Below are 14,919 nucleotides of genomic sequence, written 5' to 3'. Positions count from 1 at the left end.
GCACCCCCTGAACGCCGCGCCCGCCGACCAGATCCGCCTGCTGGACCTGCAGGCACTCGACTCCCGCCTGGACCAGCTCGCCCACCGTCGGCGGACGCTGCCCGAGCACGCCGAGATCGAGCAGCGCAACGCCGACCTGTCCCAGCTGCGCTCGCTGACCGTCGCCGCCGAGACCCAGCTCAGCGACACCCAGCGCGAGCTGACCAAGGCCGAGCAGGACGTCGACCAGGTCCGCCAGCGCGCCGCCCGCAACCAGAAGCTCCTCGACTCGGGCAGTGTCGGCTCCGCCAAGGACCTGGCCAACCTCCAGCACGAGGTCGGTTCGCTGGCCAAGCGCCAGAGCGACCTGGAGGACGTGGTCCTGGAGATCATGGAGCGGCTCGAGTCCTCCCAGACCCGGGTCAGCGAGATGACCGCCCGCCGCGACGACGCCGAGAGCAGCGCCAAGGACGCCGAGGCGCGCCGTGACGTGTCCTACGGCTCGATCGACGCCGAGGTCGAGAAGACCACCCGCGACCGCGAGGCCGTCGCCGCCGCGATCCCCGCTGACCTGATCAAGGTCTACACCCGCCTGCGCCAGCAGAACGGTGGGATCGGTGCGGCCCGCCTCTACCAGCGCCGCTGCGAGGGCTGCCGGGTCGAGCTCAGCATCACCGACCTGGGCACCGTCCGCGCCGCCGCGGCCGACGAGGTGGTCCGCTGCGAGAACTGCGGTCGCATCCTGGTCCGCACGGCCGATTCCGGTCTCTGACCGCTGGATCCGACCCCGGAGCGGGTATCACACGACGGACGCCCGAATCGCCGGTGCTGCCGGTGCCGTCGGCGTCACCGGTGTGGCGGTCCGGCGGTGTCACCGGTTCGCTGTGATCCCGCTGCCGGAACGGCGGCGGGTGCGAGGGGCTTGGGAAGCGGAGGCAGGCCGTGACTGGAGCTGCGGGAGCCGGTCGGCGGTTCATCGTCGAGGCGGACGGCGGGTCTCGGGGCAACCCCGGGCCCGCCGGCTACGGCGCGGTCGTGCGTGACGGCGACACCGGCGAGCTGTTGACCGAGACCGCCGAGTACATCGGGCGGGCCACCAACAACGTGGCGGAGTACCGGGGTCTGATCGCCGGCCTGCGCGCCGCGCACGCCCTCGACCCGGAGGGGTCGGTCGCGGTGCGGATGGACTCCAAGCTGGTCGTCGAGCAGATGTCGGGCCGCTGGCAGGTCAAGCACCCGGACATGAAGCCGCTGGCGGCGGAGGCCCGTTCGGTCTTCCCGGGTGACCGGGTCGGCTACACCTGGATCCCGCGCAAGCAGAACAAGCATGCCGACCGCCTCGCCAACGAGGCCATGGACGCGGGCCAGGCCGGCCGCGCCTGGGAGCCCAAGCCCGAGCCCAACTTCGAGCCCAAGTCCGCGTCTGGCGTGGCCTCTTCTGCCGCGCCTTCGCCTGCGTCGTCCCCGCGTACGGGGGCGGCGTCCGCCTCTGCCTCCGCTCCGGCAACCGCAGGACGGGCCGCGCCGCCCGACCTCAGCACGCCGACGACGTTTGTGTTGCTGCGCCACGGCGAGACCCCGCTGACCCCGGAGAAGCGCTTCTCCGGCAGCGGCGGCGCCGACCTCTCCCTCTCCGACCGGGGCCGCTGGCAGGCGGAACGGGCCGCCTCCGCGCTGGCCGCGCGCGGGACGATCGAGGCGATCGTCTGCTCTCCGCTGGCCCGTTGCCGTGAGACGGCGGGCATCGTCGCGGACGCCCTCGGCCTCGACGTCCGGGTGGAGGACGGCCTCCGCGAGACCGACTTCGGCATCTTCGAAGGCCTCACCTTCGGTGAGGTGAAGGAGCGTCACCAGGCTGCGCTGGACGGCTGGTTGGCCTCGCCCAAGGTTGCTCCGCCCGACGGCGAGAGCTTTGTCGCGGTCACCCGCCGTGTCTCTGCGGCCCGTGACCGGCTGCTCGCCCGCTACGCGGGCCGGACGGTGCTGGTCGTCTCGCACGTCAGCCCGATCAAGACGCTGGTCCGGCTGGCGCTGGGCGCCCCCGCCGAGGCGCTCTACCGCATGGAGTTGAGCGCGGCCGCCCTCTCCGCCGTCCAGTACTACGCGGACGGCAACGCCTCGCTGCGCCTCTTCAACGACACGTCACATCTGCGCTGACCAGCGCCGTTCCACGCGCGTAGCGATCTCCCTCACGGAGTCTCCCTGCGTGCTTCGCAATTTAGCCATGGACATTTCACTCTGAATACCTTCTGAAGAATCTACGCGCGTGGTGTTCTGGGTTCGTGGTCGGCCGACCGTTCCGCGAGCCCCGTCAGCAGCACTGGCTCTCCGTCAACTCCCCTAGGAGAAGCACCACATGCGCAAGGGAATCCGTCAGGCCTTCGTCACCTGCGCCGCCGGAGCCGCACTCTTCGCCGGCGCCATGCCTGCCCACGCCGCAAGCTACTCGGCCTTCGCGTTCAACCTCGGCTCCTCCGAGCCCGACATCTACAACTTCATCAACTCGGCCACGTCGACACTTGACATGACGATGTACGAGCTCAGTGACACCACCGCCGTCAACGACCTGATCGCCCGTGAGCAGGCCGGCGTGACGGTGCGCGTGATCCTCGACGGCACCCGCACCTCGGTCAACGACTCCGCGTACAACACCCTGAAGAACGCGGGCGTGGGCGTCGTCTGGTCCTCGCCGTCCTACGTCTACACCCACCAGAAGACCATCACGGTCGACGGCACCCAGTCGCTGATCCTGACCGGCAACCTGACTTCCAAGTACTACTCGACCAGCCGCGACTACGGGGTGTTCGACAACGACCCCAGCGACGTCTCCGCGATCGAGAACGTCTTCAACGCGGACTACACCCAGACCGCCGTCACCCCGAGCGACGGCGACAACCTGCTCTGGTCGCCCACCGACTCGCGCAGCCGGCTGCTCAGCGTGATCAACGGCGCCACGACGACTCTCGACGTCGAGGAGGAGGAGTTCAGCGACCAGACCGTGGTCGACGCGATCGCGGCCCGGGCCTCGGCCGGGGTCAAGGTGCGCGTGGTCCTGGAGAAGCCGAGCAGCTACTCCAGCGAGGTCTCCGAGATCGAGAACGCCGGTGGCACTGTGATGGGTTACTCGTCCAGCACCGGCTTCTACATCCACGCCAAGGCGATCGTCGCCGACTACGGTCTCTCCACCCAGACGGTCGAGGCCGGCTCGATGAACATCAGCAGCAACTCGCTGGACAACAACCGCGAGTTGGGCGTGATCCTCACCGACAGCGGTGTGGCCTCGACCATCGAGAACGCCTTCAACAGCGACTACCAGGGCGGTACCGCAGCCTGACCGCCTCGCTGATCGTTCTCCCGATCAGAGCTCGGGTGCTCCGAGCTTCGGGGCTCCGGGCTCCGCGGCTCAGAGCTCGGAGACGACGACGTCCAGTGCCCACGGCTTTCCGGCCGTGGGCGCCGGCGTAGGCACCTCGACCGTGTACTTGAGGTCGCGCAGGGCCTCGACCAACTCGGCCGGAGAGCCAGGCTCGCCCCCCGCCTCCAGCAGCTGCCGCAGCAGGCGGCCCTTGGTGGCCTTGTTGAAGTGGCTGACCACCGACCGCTTGGTCACACCGTGCACCACCCGCTCGTGCAGTACCCGGACCGTCGCGGTGCGCGACGCGACCTCGCCCGTCGGCTTCCACAGCGCTGCGTAGGCCGAGGAACGCAGGTCCAGCACCAGCCCGTCGCCCGCGGCCTCGGGCATGGCGGCGGCCATCGGCTTGCGCCAGTAAGCGCCGAGCCCGCCGAGCGGCGGCAGCTTGACGCCGCCGGAGCATCGGTAGGGAGGGATCCGGTCGAAGATCCGGACCGCGCCCCAGAGACCGGAGAAGACCAACAGGCTGCGCTCGGCCAGCGACCGCGCCTGCGCCGGGAGTTCCGCCAGGCCGAGCGCGTCGTAGAGCACCCCGGTGTAGAGCTCGCCGGCCGGCAGCGCGGCGGCTGTCCGGAGTCGGGCGTTGCGGACGAGCTCGCCCCGCAAGCCGTCACTGAGCCCGAGGATCTCCAGTGCGGTCGGCTCGTCCCCGGTGCTGAGGGCGACGAGGGCGTCGAGCACGCTCCGACGGGTCGCGGTGAGCGAGGGAAGCGCGAGGGTCTCGAGATCGAGCGGAGCGCCTTCCCCGGACGCGGCCTTCCCCTCCGACGGCGGCAACAGCACCAGCACTGAGCAACTCCTCCTGACAGGTCTTCCCGCAGGCAACCTTACGGTCTGCGCGCCCGTGTCTGCGCCCGCCACCCGTCCGCTCAGGTGTCCGCCTGGCGGGACACCGGCGAAGCGCCGGATCGGCAGCCGGTAGCGTGGGCTTCACCATGAACGCAAAGCCTGCCGCCGACGCAGCCACCGCCGAGCTCCTGAGTCCCGACACCCCCACCTTGCTGGTCAAGGTCTTCGGGAAGGACCGCCCGGGCATCACCACGGGCCTGTTCGCCACCCTGGCCGAGCACGACGTCGACGTCGTCGACTTCGAGCAGGTCGTCACGCGTGGACGCATCGTGCTCTGCGCCTTGGTCACCGCCCCGCCTCGGGACGGGGCGCTCCGCTCCGAGGTGCACCAGTGGGCGGAGAGCTGCAAGCTCGAGGCCGAGGTGATCTCCGGCAAGGGTGACAACCGTCCCCGTGGCGAGGGTCGCTCGCATGTCACGGTGCTCGGCCACCCGCTGCCTGCCTCGGCCGTCGCCGCCCTCAGCGCTCGGATCACCGAGACCGGCGGCAACATCGACCGTGTCTTCCGCCTGGCGAAGTACCCGGTCACGGCCGTCGAGCTGGCCGTCTCCGGAGTCCCCACCGAGACGCTGCGTGCCGCCCTGGCCCTGGAGGCCGCCGCCCAGCGTGTGGACGTGGCCGTCGTCGCCTCCGGCCTGCAGCGCCGGGCCAAGCGACTGGTGGTCATGGACGTGGACTCGACCCTGATCCAGGACGAGGTCATCGAGCTCTTCGCCGCCCATGCCGGCTGTGAGCCGCAGGTCGCCGAGATCACCGCCGCCGCGATGCGTGGGGAGCTGGACTTCTCCGAGTCGCTCCGCGCCCGGGTCGCCCTGTTGGAGGGCCTGGATGCGGACGTGGTGGCCAAGGTCCGCAGTGAGGTCCGGCTGACCCCCGGCGCCCGGACCCTGATCCGCACCCTCAAGCGGCTGGGCTACCAGGTCGGCATCGTCTCCGGCGGTTTCACCCAGGTCACGGACGACCTGGTCGACCGGCTCGGGTTGGACTTCGCCGCCGCCAACACCCTCGAGGTGGTGGACGGTCGTTTCACCGGGCGGGTCGTCGGCGACATCGTCGACCGGGCCGGCAAGGCCGCCATGCTGCGTCGCTTCGCAGCGGAGGCGGATGTCCCGCTGGAGCAGACCGTCGCCATCGGCGACGGCGCCAACGACCTCGACATGCTGAACACGGCAGGGCTCGGTGTCGCCTTCAATGCCAAGCCCGTCGTCCGCGAGGCCGCGCACACGGCCGTGAACGTGCCCTTCCTGGACACCGTCCTCTACCTGCTCGGGATCTCCCGGGAGGAAGTCGAGGAGGACGACGGCGCGGCGTAAGCCGCCGTCCGGAGCGGGGCCGGTCACCATCGAGGAATGCACCTGCATTCCGGAACTGGCCGTTCCGCCCTGCTTTTCATACTGGTCGCGTTCGTCGCGACCATTGCGGTCACCCGGCTGATCGTGCGCTTGATCCGTTCCGGGCGTGGCCCTTTCGGCAATGTGGCCGTCGGGTCGGTGCATGTGCACCATCTGGTCCCCGGGATCTTCCTGATGCTGATCGCCGGGCCGGTCGAGTTCGTGGCCGTCCCGCACGGCCTGTACCGGGATGTGGTCGCCGCGGTCTTCGGTGTCGGTGCCGCGCTGACCCTGGACGAGTTCGCCCTCTGGCTCCATCTTTCCGACGTCTACTGGGCAGCGGAGGGACGCAAGTCGGTCGACACGGTCGTGGGTGTCGCCGCTCTCGGCGGGATCGGGCTGCTCGTCTCCAACCCGTTCTCCCGTCAACCAGGTGAGGGGACCTGGATCTTCGTCACGTTCCTCTTGCTCAACTGCGTGTTGTCGGTCATCTCCGCGCTCAAGGGGCGGATCTTCCTCGGCCTGGCCGGCGTGCTGCTCCCGTTCCTGGCCCTGTGGGGTACCTTCCGGCTGGCCTACCCCGATTCGCCCTGGTTCCGTCGCTTCTATCGCGAGGGGAGTTCCAAGCGCGCCCGCGCTGAACGCCGCGCCGTCCGCCGGACGCTGACCGGGCGGTTCAAATCCCTGCTGAGTGGGATGCCGGAGCAGTGACGTGCGCTTCCGTCCGGCGTGCCTTCATCGCTCTGCCTTCGGTGCCTTCCCTGTGCGAGTCCGGCACCTTTTATGACCCGCAGTCGAGCCGACCCGATCCGAGTCGCTGACGCGTCGTCGAGAGAGACGTTAGACCCGGCATCGCGCATTGCCACCCCCTTTGCGCCGCAGTTCACCTGATGGAGTGGCACATACGCTCGATCGAGTGGGAACATGCGAACAGAACGCCACGGGCCAGGCTTCTCGCTACGGTGGAGATCACGGGAGAAGGGGGAGCAGTCATGGACGCTGAGATGATTGCGTTGGCCACAGCGGGTTCGACGGCCTTCATGACGGCTGCCGGCGGGGACTTGTGGGAGCAGTTCAAGGGCGGCATCGCCAAGGTCCTCGGGCGGGGCAAGGACCAGCGGGTCGCCTCCGCGGAGTTGGAGCTCGCGCGGACACAGATCCTGGTGGCGGCGGAGTCCGCCGAGGAGCCAGGGGAGGCGGGCGGTTCGGCTGCCGTGCCAGGCGCTGTGACCCCACCGGCCGAGCAGATCCGTCTGGCCTGGCAGGCACGCCTGTTGGAGGTCTTCGCCCAGGACGAGACAGCCGTCGACGACGTGCGGGAACTCGTACATGCCTTCCGTGCCGCGGCCGAAGAGCAGAAGGCGGGTGGCATCACCGTCATCAACAACACCATGAACGATGGTAGCCACGACATAGCGATTCAGGCGGGCAACATCGGCAAGGTCGCCAGCTTCAGGGTGGGCACTCCCGGCGACACCAACCGCCCCAGTGGCGCGAGCGCGTAGGGCACGTCGATGGGGGAGAACATCTCCAACTCCGTGACTGGCGGCAGCCATGGCACGGTGGTCCAGATGGGTTCGGTATACGGCACCGTGACCATCAACAACGGGCAGTCAGCCCCAGGGGCTGAGCTGCCGTCGGGCGCATGGGAGGTGCCGGCGGGCGCCCCGCTGCTGGTGGACCGGGCCCAGGAGCGCGCGGGCCTCGGCGCGTGGTTCCGAGGAGCCGCACCAGGCGTCGCCCGCACGGCGGTCGTGAGCGGCTTGCACGGCGTGGGCAAGCGGGAGTTGGTCCGCCATATCGCCCACTCCCTCACGGACCGCCACCCGGAGTGGCAGCTCTATGTCGACTACGCCGCCGCGGCGGAAGTCGGCCCGGCGCCTGGCGAGGGCGCCAGCAGCGTGGTCGGACTGGGCGACCCGGACCGCGCACTCGCCCGGTGCCTGAGTTCGCTCGGGCTTGCCGAGGAGCACCAACCGGCATCGCCCAAGGAGAGGTTGGCCGAGTTCCGCCGCCGCTGCGCGGGGAAGCAGGTCCTGATCGTGGTCGAGAACGCCGCGACTGCAGCCCAGATCCGGATGCTGACGCCAGGCGTTCCCGGGTCGGCGGTACTGGCCACCAGCAGGCGCTACCTCGGCGAACTGAAACTGGACGGCGCCCGCTTGCTTCGCCTCGGGCCGCTCGACCCAGAGGCAGGGGCGGAGCTCCTCACCGCCCTGATGGACGATCCCGTTCAGGCCGCCGAACACCAGGCCGCCATAGTCGAGGTGGTGGCGCTCTGCGGCGGCCTGCCACTGGCCATCCAAGTGATGGCAGCGCGCCTGGCACTGCACCCGGGGATGACCCCCGCCAGGCTCGCTGAAGAACTCCGCGACGAGTCCGTGCGGCTCGACGCGTTCACCCTCGCCGACCCGGACAGCGACGATCTGCGCGGCTCCGGCTCCGCGGACGATCCCCTCCAGGAGGGTGAACGCAGCGTGCGACGGCCTCTGGACCTCGCCTATCGGGATCTGACCCCTGAACAGGCGGCGGTCTACCGGGTCGTGGGCCTGCTGCCGGTGGCTTCGTTCGACGCTGCCGTGGTGGCCGCCGCGCTCGCCGTCGACGCCGCGTCCATCCGACGGGTCCTCGACCACCTGGTGCGGACCTGCCTCCTCGAAGCCGTCGGCGACGGCCGATTCCAGGTCCATCCGCTGGTCCGCCTGCACGCCCGCGAATGTGCCCAGCGCGAACCACAAGCATCACCACGGCCGACCGGTCAGGCAGCCGAGGTGCTCGCCAGGGTCACCGAGCACTACCTGGTGCTCGCCGCACAGGCGGACCGCGCCGTCCGCCTCGACCGGCTTCGGGTCTCCGATCTCGACGGCCTGATCGAGGGTCGCGCCAACCCGTTCGCGGTGCAGGGCGACAACGCCGGGCAGGTGGCGCTGGCCTGGCTGGGGCGAGAGCGCGACGCGCTCCTCGCCGTCCTGCGCGAGGCATCAGGGGAGCGGGTCCTGGCCGATCTGGTCTGGCCGTTGGCGGAGGCGCTGACCGTGCTCTTCCTTCATGACCGTCGCCTCCAGGAGTGGCAGGAGAGCCTGCGGATCGGTGTGGATGCGGCGGTAGCCGCAAGCTCGGACGCGGGGGAGGCCCGGCTGCGCAGCATGCGCTCCCGGCCCCTGCTCGACCTCGGCCGGGACGACGAGGCGATCCGGGAGCTCGATCTCGCCGCCGAACATGCGGCCCGGTCCGGTCATGCCCTCCTCGCCGCCTCCGTCCACGAGATGCTCGGGCGCTACTGGCTGGAGCACGATCCGGCCCGGGCGGTGGCGGTCTTCACCCGCACGGTGGAGCTCAACCTCGCTGTCCCGGATGACCGGGGCACGGCACTCGCCCGGCTCTTCCTCGGCGTTGCGCTCAACGCCGCCGGCGAGCCGGCGCAGGCCCTGGCCGCACTGGACCGGGCCCGGGCCGAACTGGAACAACTCCCCACGCCCGACGGCAGGATGGCGGCTCGTGCTCGCGCAGCGGCGGGGGAGTCATACCGCCTCCTCGGCGACCTGCCACGGTCCAGGGAGGAGCTCCGGCGGGCAGCACGGGGGCTGCACGAGCACGAGGCCACCGCGTACGAGGCGGACACGCGCTGCCTGCTCGCGGAGGTACTGCTCATGCTCGACCCGACCGACACCTCGACGGCCCGAACCGAGCTGGAGCAGGCCCGTCAGATCTACGAACTCGGCGGCAATCCCAAGGCCGTTGCCGTCACCGCCCGGCTGGGCGGACTGAACGGCGCCTGAGGTCGCCAGTCCGCCGACCTCAGCGTGACCAGATGTCGCACCGGGCCGATATGCAGCGCGAGTTGGCCTTCGGCATCCACATCGACCTTCGGATCGGCCACCAGATCGGCCGCCGGCCTGCCCCCGGAGCGCAGAAGGGCGTAGACGGCTGCCGCGACCGGCAGCGGATCGCGGGTCGGAGGCTCCGACTCCGCCTGCACCAGTCCACCACTCGCAACCGCCGCCACGAAGCGGCCGGGTTCCGTTGCCACGACAGCGATGCGGGCAGCGGGACAGGCATCGAAGACCTCGCTCAGCAGGGTCTCGGCGTCCGCCGGTTCGGACGCCCAAGCGTCGGACGGCGCGTCGGTGCCCTCCGGGGACGTCACGAGTACGACCGAGGCGCTGAGCCGGGTAGCCCGGTCGGGCTCCTCACTGTCGCAGGTGAGGAAGTACAGCTCGTCGGGTTCCTCGTCCCGCACAGGCGCAAGTTGGGAAGGGAGGCGCTCCACGACCAGCGTCGCGTCGTCCGGTACTCGTCGGACGGAGACCCACGCGGCCTGTGCCGCCGACGGGCGGAGTGCGCGTGGCAGGACGGGCACCGGGAACGCCTGGATCCGTACCGGTTCCGAGGGTTCGTCCAGGTCCAACAGCCGGTACAGAAGCGTGCGCAACCGTGCGGAGTCCGAGCCGTGAGCGCCGAGGCCGTCGCCGCGATCGCCACCGTGATCGTCGCGGCAGCCGGCGCCCGCGTCCCCGACGAAAGTGCGTTGCGCCAGATCGTCGCACTGTCCCGGCTTATGACTCGCGATCAGCTCCTCGACCTGCTCGCGCAGGGGGCGGTGCGGTGCCAGGTGGGGTGCTGACGAGCCGAACTCCGCGCCGGTCGTGCCGGGGACGGCGTCCTCGCCGAACGTGGCCACGGCGGTGGGGCGGTCAAGCGTGGCGGCGTAGAAGGTGACCGACCCGTGGTCCCCGAGCACCGCATCGGCCGCGACCACAGCGGCCTGCCAGCCGCGATCGGGCGGTATCAGCAGCAGCCCGGCCCCGATGGCCGGTGCCAGGACGCGGTGGATCGCCTCCGGGCTGTGGAAGGCCCAGATGTTGGGGTGCGCGACAAGTGCCACCCGGTACGCGTCGATCGGCAGCGCACCCAGAACCTGCGTCGGCAGGTGCGGTCGACGGCCGAGAAGGGAGGAGCTGGCCCACGTCGAACTGACCACGACCAGGCGCTGGCCCGGTCGCACGCCCATTGCCCTTCGGTACGCGGCGCGTTGCGGCAGGCTGGCCAGCAGCTGTTCCCGGCACACGTCGCCGACCAGAACGGCCCCCGCACCCGCCCGCGGGTCTGCCGCAGCCAACTGCGCCTGCTGGTCGGGATGGGCGACGGTCATGGTGGCGCGGCCGAGCAGGTGTTCCGGCACCAGTCCGGAGAGTCGGCTGCCCGTACCGCGCGCGTCCGGCACGTGCTTGTGGAAGCCCACGCCGTGCGGGATCACCAGGACAGGGCAGTCGCCGGGCACCTCCACGTTCTCGCTCGCCGTCAGGACGAGATCCGGGGCCAACTCGCCCACGCGCTCCCAGGGCACGGTCCGGCAACCGCGCCGCCGGAGCAGCTCAGGCACGCCGTTGCCGAACGCGGAGGTGGGGTCGTGAGCGAAGAGCACCTCGACGCGTTCGTCACCGTCCACCAACGCGGGGAGCGCCTCCAGGACCCGGATCGCCGAGGTCAGCGTGCGTGTGGCGACCAGCAGCCGACGATGAGCCGTGAAGGTGCGCCATCGCTCCTGATCCGCGAGCCGCCCCGGCCCCCGCCCGTCGGCTCGCGGCTCGCGGCTCGCGGCTCGCGGCTCGCGGCTCGCGGCGATGATCACTACCACTCGTCAACGGGGAACTCCACCCTTCCGACACGTCGCCGCCCAACGTAACCCCTGCCCCGCGGAGCGGATCAGCCGGTGCAGTCGACCGCGGGGTCGCCGGAGTCCAGACGGGCGGTGACCCGGTTCAGGAGGGACTGCAGCGCCGTGACCTCGTCCAGTGACAGCCCGGTCGCGGCGAAGATCCGGCGCGGGACGTTCAGCGCCTGCTCGCGCATGGCGGTCCCGGAGTCGGTGAGGTGGACCGTCACCGAGCGCTCGTCCTCCGCGCTGCGCTCACGGCGGACGTGTCCGGCCGCCTCCAGGCGCTTGAGCAGCGGCGACAGCGTGCCGGAGTCCAGTCGGAGGTAGCTGCCGATCTGCTTGACCGGCAGCGGTCCGTGCTCCCACAGCACCAGCATCACCAGGTACTGCGGGTAGGTGAGCCCGAGTTCCTGCAGGACCACCCGGTACACGCCCCCGAAGGCACGCGAAGCAGCGTTCAGCGAGAAGCAGACCTGGCGGTCCAGGCGGAGCAGTTCCTCGTCGGGGATGTCGGGCAGAGCCGGCAGCGCGGTGGTGGCCATGACGTCAGGATAACTGCGAGCAGCTTAGTTGCGCACAACTTAATTGCGTGCTCTACTTCTGAGTGTCAGGTTCCACCAGCGAACCGACCGACGAAGGGATCGAAGTTCCATGGACGCGCTCTACACCGCCGCAGCGACCGCCAACGGACGCGAGGGACGTGCGGTCAGCTCCGACGGGCAGCTCGACCTCGCCCTGGCCATGCCCCCGGCGCTCGGTGGCAGCGGGCAGGGCACCAACCCGGAGCAGCTGTTCGCCGCCGGTTACGCCGCCTGCTTCGCCAGCGCCCTCGGCGTCGTCGGCCGCCAGGCCAAGGCCGACACCAGCGAGGTCTCGGTGACCGCCGAGGTCACCATCGGCAAGGACGACGCCGGCTTCGCCCTCGCGGTCACCCTGCGCGTCGAACTGCCGGCCTCCCTCGACAACGAGGCCGGCCTTCAGCTGGTCAAGCAGGCCCACGAGGTCTGCCCGTACTCCCGCGCGACCCGCGGCAACATCCCGGTCGAGCTCGTCGTCGAGTAGGCACGGCTCCCGAAAGACTCAGAGGCCCCACCGGAATTGTCTCCGGTGGGGCCTCTGCGGTCTCAGGCGGCGGACGAGTCGGCCTGTACGCCGGGTTCTGTCTCCGCGGTCCGTTGCCGGGCCGCGGGAGGCGGTCATCCATCTACGGCGACCGTTGCCGGCCGCCTCAAGCGGTCTACCCGCTGACTCGGGCGGGCAGCCCTCAGGCGTCAGCGCAGGGCATCGAAGCCGATGCCCATCTTGACCTTGCTCCAGGTGGGGTTTACCGAGCCGTCCAGGTCACCCTGGACGCTGGTGGTCTCTTACACCACCGTTTCACCCTTACCGAGCGCCGAAGCGCCCGGCGGTCTGCTTTCTGTGGCACTGTCCCGCGGGTCACCCCGGGTGGCCGTTAGCCACCACCCTGCCCTGTGGAGCCCGGACGTTCCTCGGCGGATCCCTTGAGGGACCCGACGCGACCGCCCGGCCGGCTCGTCCGCCGTGGTGACCATGGTAGCGGGCGGCCGGACCCCTCCCGTCCCGAGCTCAGCCGGAGACCAGCGGCGTGGCGTCCGTGATCCGGCCGTCGGGCGTAAGCGTCTCCAGTGCGGGGTTGGCGGCGGACCCGGTGGCGCGCAGGGTGAGCTGCAGACCCGGCCAGCCGACCATCGTCACGGCGTGCGACGGGTGGAGGAGCCGGGTGGCATCGCCCGAGCCGGAGAGTTCCGCGACGGCCCGGGCCTGACCGACGACGGTGACCTGCTCCAGAGCCTGGTCGGCGCTGTGCAGCAGGCGTGCCGTGGCGGCGAAGACGCTGGGCAGCATGGTGCTGATGTTGCCGGGCTGCCCCAGGACCGCGCCGACCAGCGTGATCTCGTGACCGGCGACGCGGGTGTGGGCCGAGAAGAGCAGACAGCCGCCCGCCCAGTACGTCGACCCCGTCTTGATGCCGTCGACGCCGTCCTGGCCGAGCAGCGCGTTGTAGTTGCGGATCGTGCCACCGGGGATGGTGGCGGAGGTCTCGTCGACGAGGTCGGCGAAGAACGGGTCGGTGATCGCGGCCTCGCCGAGCTTGACCAGGTCGGTGGCGGTCGAGACCGAGGTGCCGAGATAGCCGGAGGGCTGGCTGAAACGGGTATGGGTCATGCCCAGGGTCGCCGCCATGGCGTTCATCCGGGTCACGAAGCGGCTCTCGCTGCCCGCGTCCCAGGCGGCCAGTATCTCGGCCATGTTGTCCGCGGAGGCGAGCATCAGCGCCTGCAGCGCCTGCCGCTCGGTGAACCGCTCGCCCGTCCGGACCGGCACGAGGGACTGGTTCAGCGCCTCCTCTCCGGGAAGCGCCGCGGCCTCGGCGGCGCTGATCGTGAGGACCGGGCCGGACTGGCCGGGGGCCAGCGGGTGGTCCTTGAGGATCAGATAGGCCGTCATCGTCTTGGTCACGGACGCGATCGGCTGCGCGGTACCTACCGGACCGCTGCTCCCCAGCAGCCCGACACCGGGGACCGCGATGGCGGCCTGGCCGGAGGAGGGCCACGCCAGGGCAAGGTGTCCGGGCACGGTGAACGTGTCGGGGACCGTCAGGCTCAGGTGTGGCACGGCGGGCGCGGCCACGGTCGGATGTCCGTCCGTGCCGACGGCGGAGTCCGCGGCCGACGAGGTCGACGGACCGGACCCGAGCGTCACAGCCAGCACGACGGCAACGGCGATGACGCCCGCGCCGCCCACGGTCGCGATCCGGACGCTGCGCCGCTCGGCGAGCACGTCCCGGCAGCGGTTGACGACTGTGCCGAGGCCGGTGTCGGCCAGGCGATCGGCCACCGAAAGTCGTACGTCGCGGACGTTCTGCCCGATCCGGTCGGACGTCGCCCGCAACCTCGGGAAGCGCGACGGCGCGCTGACCATTCCGGTGACGTCAGGGATCGGGGTGAGCCCGCCGAACGCGACCGGTGCGGGAGCCTCTGCGGCGACGGCCGGAGGCGCAGGCGGCGGTGGAGCCGCAGCGGTAGCGGTAGGCACAACGGCAGCCGTGCCCGCAGGCACGGGCGCAGTCGCAGGCGCGGGCATGGACGTAACCGGGGCCTCGGCTGTGGTCTCGGACTCTGACTCGGAAGCCGTGTCGGGAGCCGCAGCACCGGCATCTGCTTCAGGATCGGCCGTGAGTTCTGATTCGGCGTCGACCTCACCATCATTGTCGGCGTCGGCATCTGTCTCGGAATCGCCGTCGGAGTCCCTATCGGCGACCTCAGCATCGATGCCGGGGTCATCCTGCTCAGCCAGGCCATCGGGCTCCGCCTCGTCCGAAGCTGCCGACTCACCAGGCTCTTCCGACCCATCCGAGTCGTCCGGATCGTCTGCCTCATCGCGCTGAGGCTCCGCCGCCGGCTCGACGTCCGCGTCCGCCTCCCCCTCGGTTTCCGCCTCGACGTCCGCTTCCACGTCGACGTCCGCCTCCGCCTCGGCGGCCTCCGGTGCCTCCGGCGTCTCCCGCGTCTCCGGGGCGGGATCGGGCGCTGCCGGAAGGGGGTCAGGGTGCGGGGGTTGTTGCTGCTGCTCGTCGGTCGACGCGGGCACGACAGACCTCTAGTCCTCAAGGAGCCGTAAGAAGGAAGGGAAGGCATCGGAACACATACGGAGAGTCTTCGTGT

Annotated in this window: 12 protein-coding genes and 1 other RNA gene; 8 read left to right on the top strand and 5 right to left on the bottom strand. The window is 70.6% G+C overall.

The annotated features are described in order from the left end of the window. The first annotated feature begins 7 nt into the window (after positions 1 to 7). The 3 genes from I2501_RS34135 (at position 8) to I2501_RS34125 (ending at position 3,313) form a co-directional block, all read left to right on the top strand. A complete protein-coding gene (locus I2501_RS34135; protein ID WP_196198184.1) occupies positions 8 to 751 on the top strand; it encodes a zinc ribbon domain-containing protein in 744 nt (247 codons plus the stop codon). A 170-nt stretch (positions 752 to 921) separates the two neighbouring features. After that, positions 922 to 2,136: a bifunctional RNase H/acid phosphatase gene (locus tag I2501_RS34130; protein WP_196198054.1), complete on the top strand. Its 1,215-nt coding sequence runs from the start codon at positions 922 to 924 to the stop codon at positions 2,134 to 2,136. Positions 2,137 to 2,335: 199 nt separating this feature from the next. Continuing rightward, the gene (locus I2501_RS34125) at positions 2,336 to 3,313 is read left to right on the top strand and encodes a phospholipase D-like domain-containing protein (protein WP_196198053.1); all 978 of its coding nucleotides are present in this window, start codon (positions 2,336 to 2,338) and stop codon (positions 3,311 to 3,313) included. Between the two features lie 69 nt (positions 3,314 to 3,382). Here I2501_RS34125 and yaaA read toward each other — a convergent pair whose 3' ends face one another. Further along, entirely contained in the window at positions 3,383 to 4,183 is an 801-nt protein-coding gene (gene yaaA / locus I2501_RS34120; protein ID WP_196198052.1) for a peroxide stress protein YaaA, read from the bottom strand. Positions 4,184 to 4,329: 146 nt separating this feature from the next. Here yaaA and serB point away from each other — a divergent pair, with 146 nt between their 5' ends. The 4 genes from serB to I2501_RS34100 all read left to right on the top strand — a co-directional run bounded on the left by serB (position 4,330) and on the right by I2501_RS34100 (position 9,353). Continuing rightward, entirely contained in the window at positions 4,330 to 5,556 is a 1,227-nt protein-coding gene (gene serB / locus I2501_RS34115; protein WP_196198051.1) for a phosphoserine phosphatase SerB, read from the top strand. A 36-nt stretch (positions 5,557 to 5,592) separates the two neighbouring features. After that, positions 5,593 to 6,285 carry a hypothetical protein gene (locus I2501_RS34110; RefSeq protein WP_196198050.1) on the top strand — a complete coding sequence of 231 codons (693 nt, stop codon included), beginning with the start codon at positions 5,593 to 5,595 and terminating at the stop codon, positions 6,283 to 6,285. A 281-nt stretch (positions 6,286 to 6,566) separates the two neighbouring features. Beyond that, positions 6,567 to 7,079 carry a hypothetical protein gene (locus tag I2501_RS34105; protein ID WP_196198049.1) on the top strand — a complete coding sequence of 171 codons (513 nt, stop codon included), beginning with the start codon at positions 6,567 to 6,569 and terminating at the stop codon, positions 7,077 to 7,079. Positions 7,080 to 7,088: 9 nt separating this feature from the next. After that, positions 7,089 to 9,353: a hypothetical protein gene (locus I2501_RS34100; protein WP_196198048.1), complete on the top strand. Its 2,265-nt coding sequence runs from the start codon at positions 7,089 to 7,091 to the stop codon at positions 9,351 to 9,353. Here the strand turns inward: I2501_RS34100 and I2501_RS34095 are convergent. Then, positions 9,284 to 11,206, bottom strand: coding sequence for a hypothetical protein (locus I2501_RS34095; RefSeq protein ID WP_196198047.1), 1,923 nt, complete (start codon positions 11,204 to 11,206; stop codon positions 9,284 to 9,286). The two genes, I2501_RS34100 and I2501_RS34095, sit on opposite strands and share 70 nt — an antisense overlap. 74 nt (positions 11,207 to 11,280) lie before the next feature. Beyond that, positions 11,281 to 11,775, bottom strand: coding sequence for a MarR family winged helix-turn-helix transcriptional regulator (locus I2501_RS34090; RefSeq protein ID WP_196198046.1), 495 nt, complete (start codon positions 11,773 to 11,775; stop codon positions 11,281 to 11,283). 109 nt (positions 11,776 to 11,884) lie between these two features. Here I2501_RS34090 and I2501_RS34085 point away from each other — a divergent pair, with 109 nt between their 5' ends. Further along, complete coding sequence (locus I2501_RS34085) at positions 11,885 to 12,295, top strand: organic hydroperoxide resistance protein (protein WP_196198045.1); 411 nt, start codon at positions 11,885 to 11,887, stop codon at positions 12,293 to 12,295. A gap of 70 nt (positions 12,296 to 12,365) precedes the next feature. Here I2501_RS34085 and rnpB read toward each other — a convergent pair. Further along, positions 12,366 to 12,769, bottom strand: an RNA gene (rnpB, locus tag I2501_RS34080) — RNase P RNA component class A. A 51-nt stretch (positions 12,770 to 12,820) separates the two neighbouring features. Beyond that, positions 12,821 to 14,290 (bottom strand): D-alanyl-D-alanine carboxypeptidase family protein, encoded by a 1,470-nt coding sequence (locus tag I2501_RS39955; RefSeq protein ID WP_196198044.1) that lies wholly within the window; start codon positions 14,288 to 14,290, stop codon positions 12,821 to 12,823. Between the last annotated feature and the right edge of the window lie 629 nt (positions 14,291 to 14,919).

Source organism: Streptacidiphilus fuscans (genome assembly GCF_015690355.1).
GTDB classification, from domain to species: domain Bacteria; phylum Actinomycetota; class Actinomycetes; order Streptomycetales; family Streptomycetaceae; genus Streptacidiphilus; species Streptacidiphilus fuscans.
This window is presented reverse-complemented; position numbering and strand designations above follow the sequence as displayed.

What these genes read in the sequence shown, in the direction of transcription:
- I2501_RS34090 (WP_196198046.1), bottom strand. Translation starts at nt 11,775, where the DNA reads ATGGCCACCACCGCGCTGCCGGCTCTGCCCGACATCCCCGACGAGGAA.
- I2501_RS34110 (WP_196198050.1), top strand. Translation starts at nt 5,593, where the DNA reads ATGCACCTGCATTCCGGAACTGGCCGTTCCGCCCTGCTTTTCATACTG.
- I2501_RS34105 (WP_196198049.1), top strand. Translation starts at nt 6,567, where the DNA reads ATGGACGCTGAGATGATTGCGTTGGCCACAGCGGGTTCGACGGCCTTC.
- serB (WP_196198051.1), top strand. Translation starts at nt 4,330, where the DNA reads ATGAACGCAAAGCCTGCCGCCGACGCAGCCACCGCCGAGCTCCTGAGT.
- I2501_RS34085 (WP_196198045.1), top strand. Translation starts at nt 11,885, where the DNA reads ATGGACGCGCTCTACACCGCCGCAGCGACCGCCAACGGACGCGAGGGA.
- I2501_RS34125 (WP_196198053.1), top strand. Translation starts at nt 2,336, where the DNA reads ATGCGCAAGGGAATCCGTCAGGCCTTCGTCACCTGCGCCGCCGGAGCC.
- I2501_RS34100 (WP_196198048.1), top strand. Translation starts at nt 7,089, where the DNA reads ATGGGGGAGAACATCTCCAACTCCGTGACTGGCGGCAGCCATGGCACG.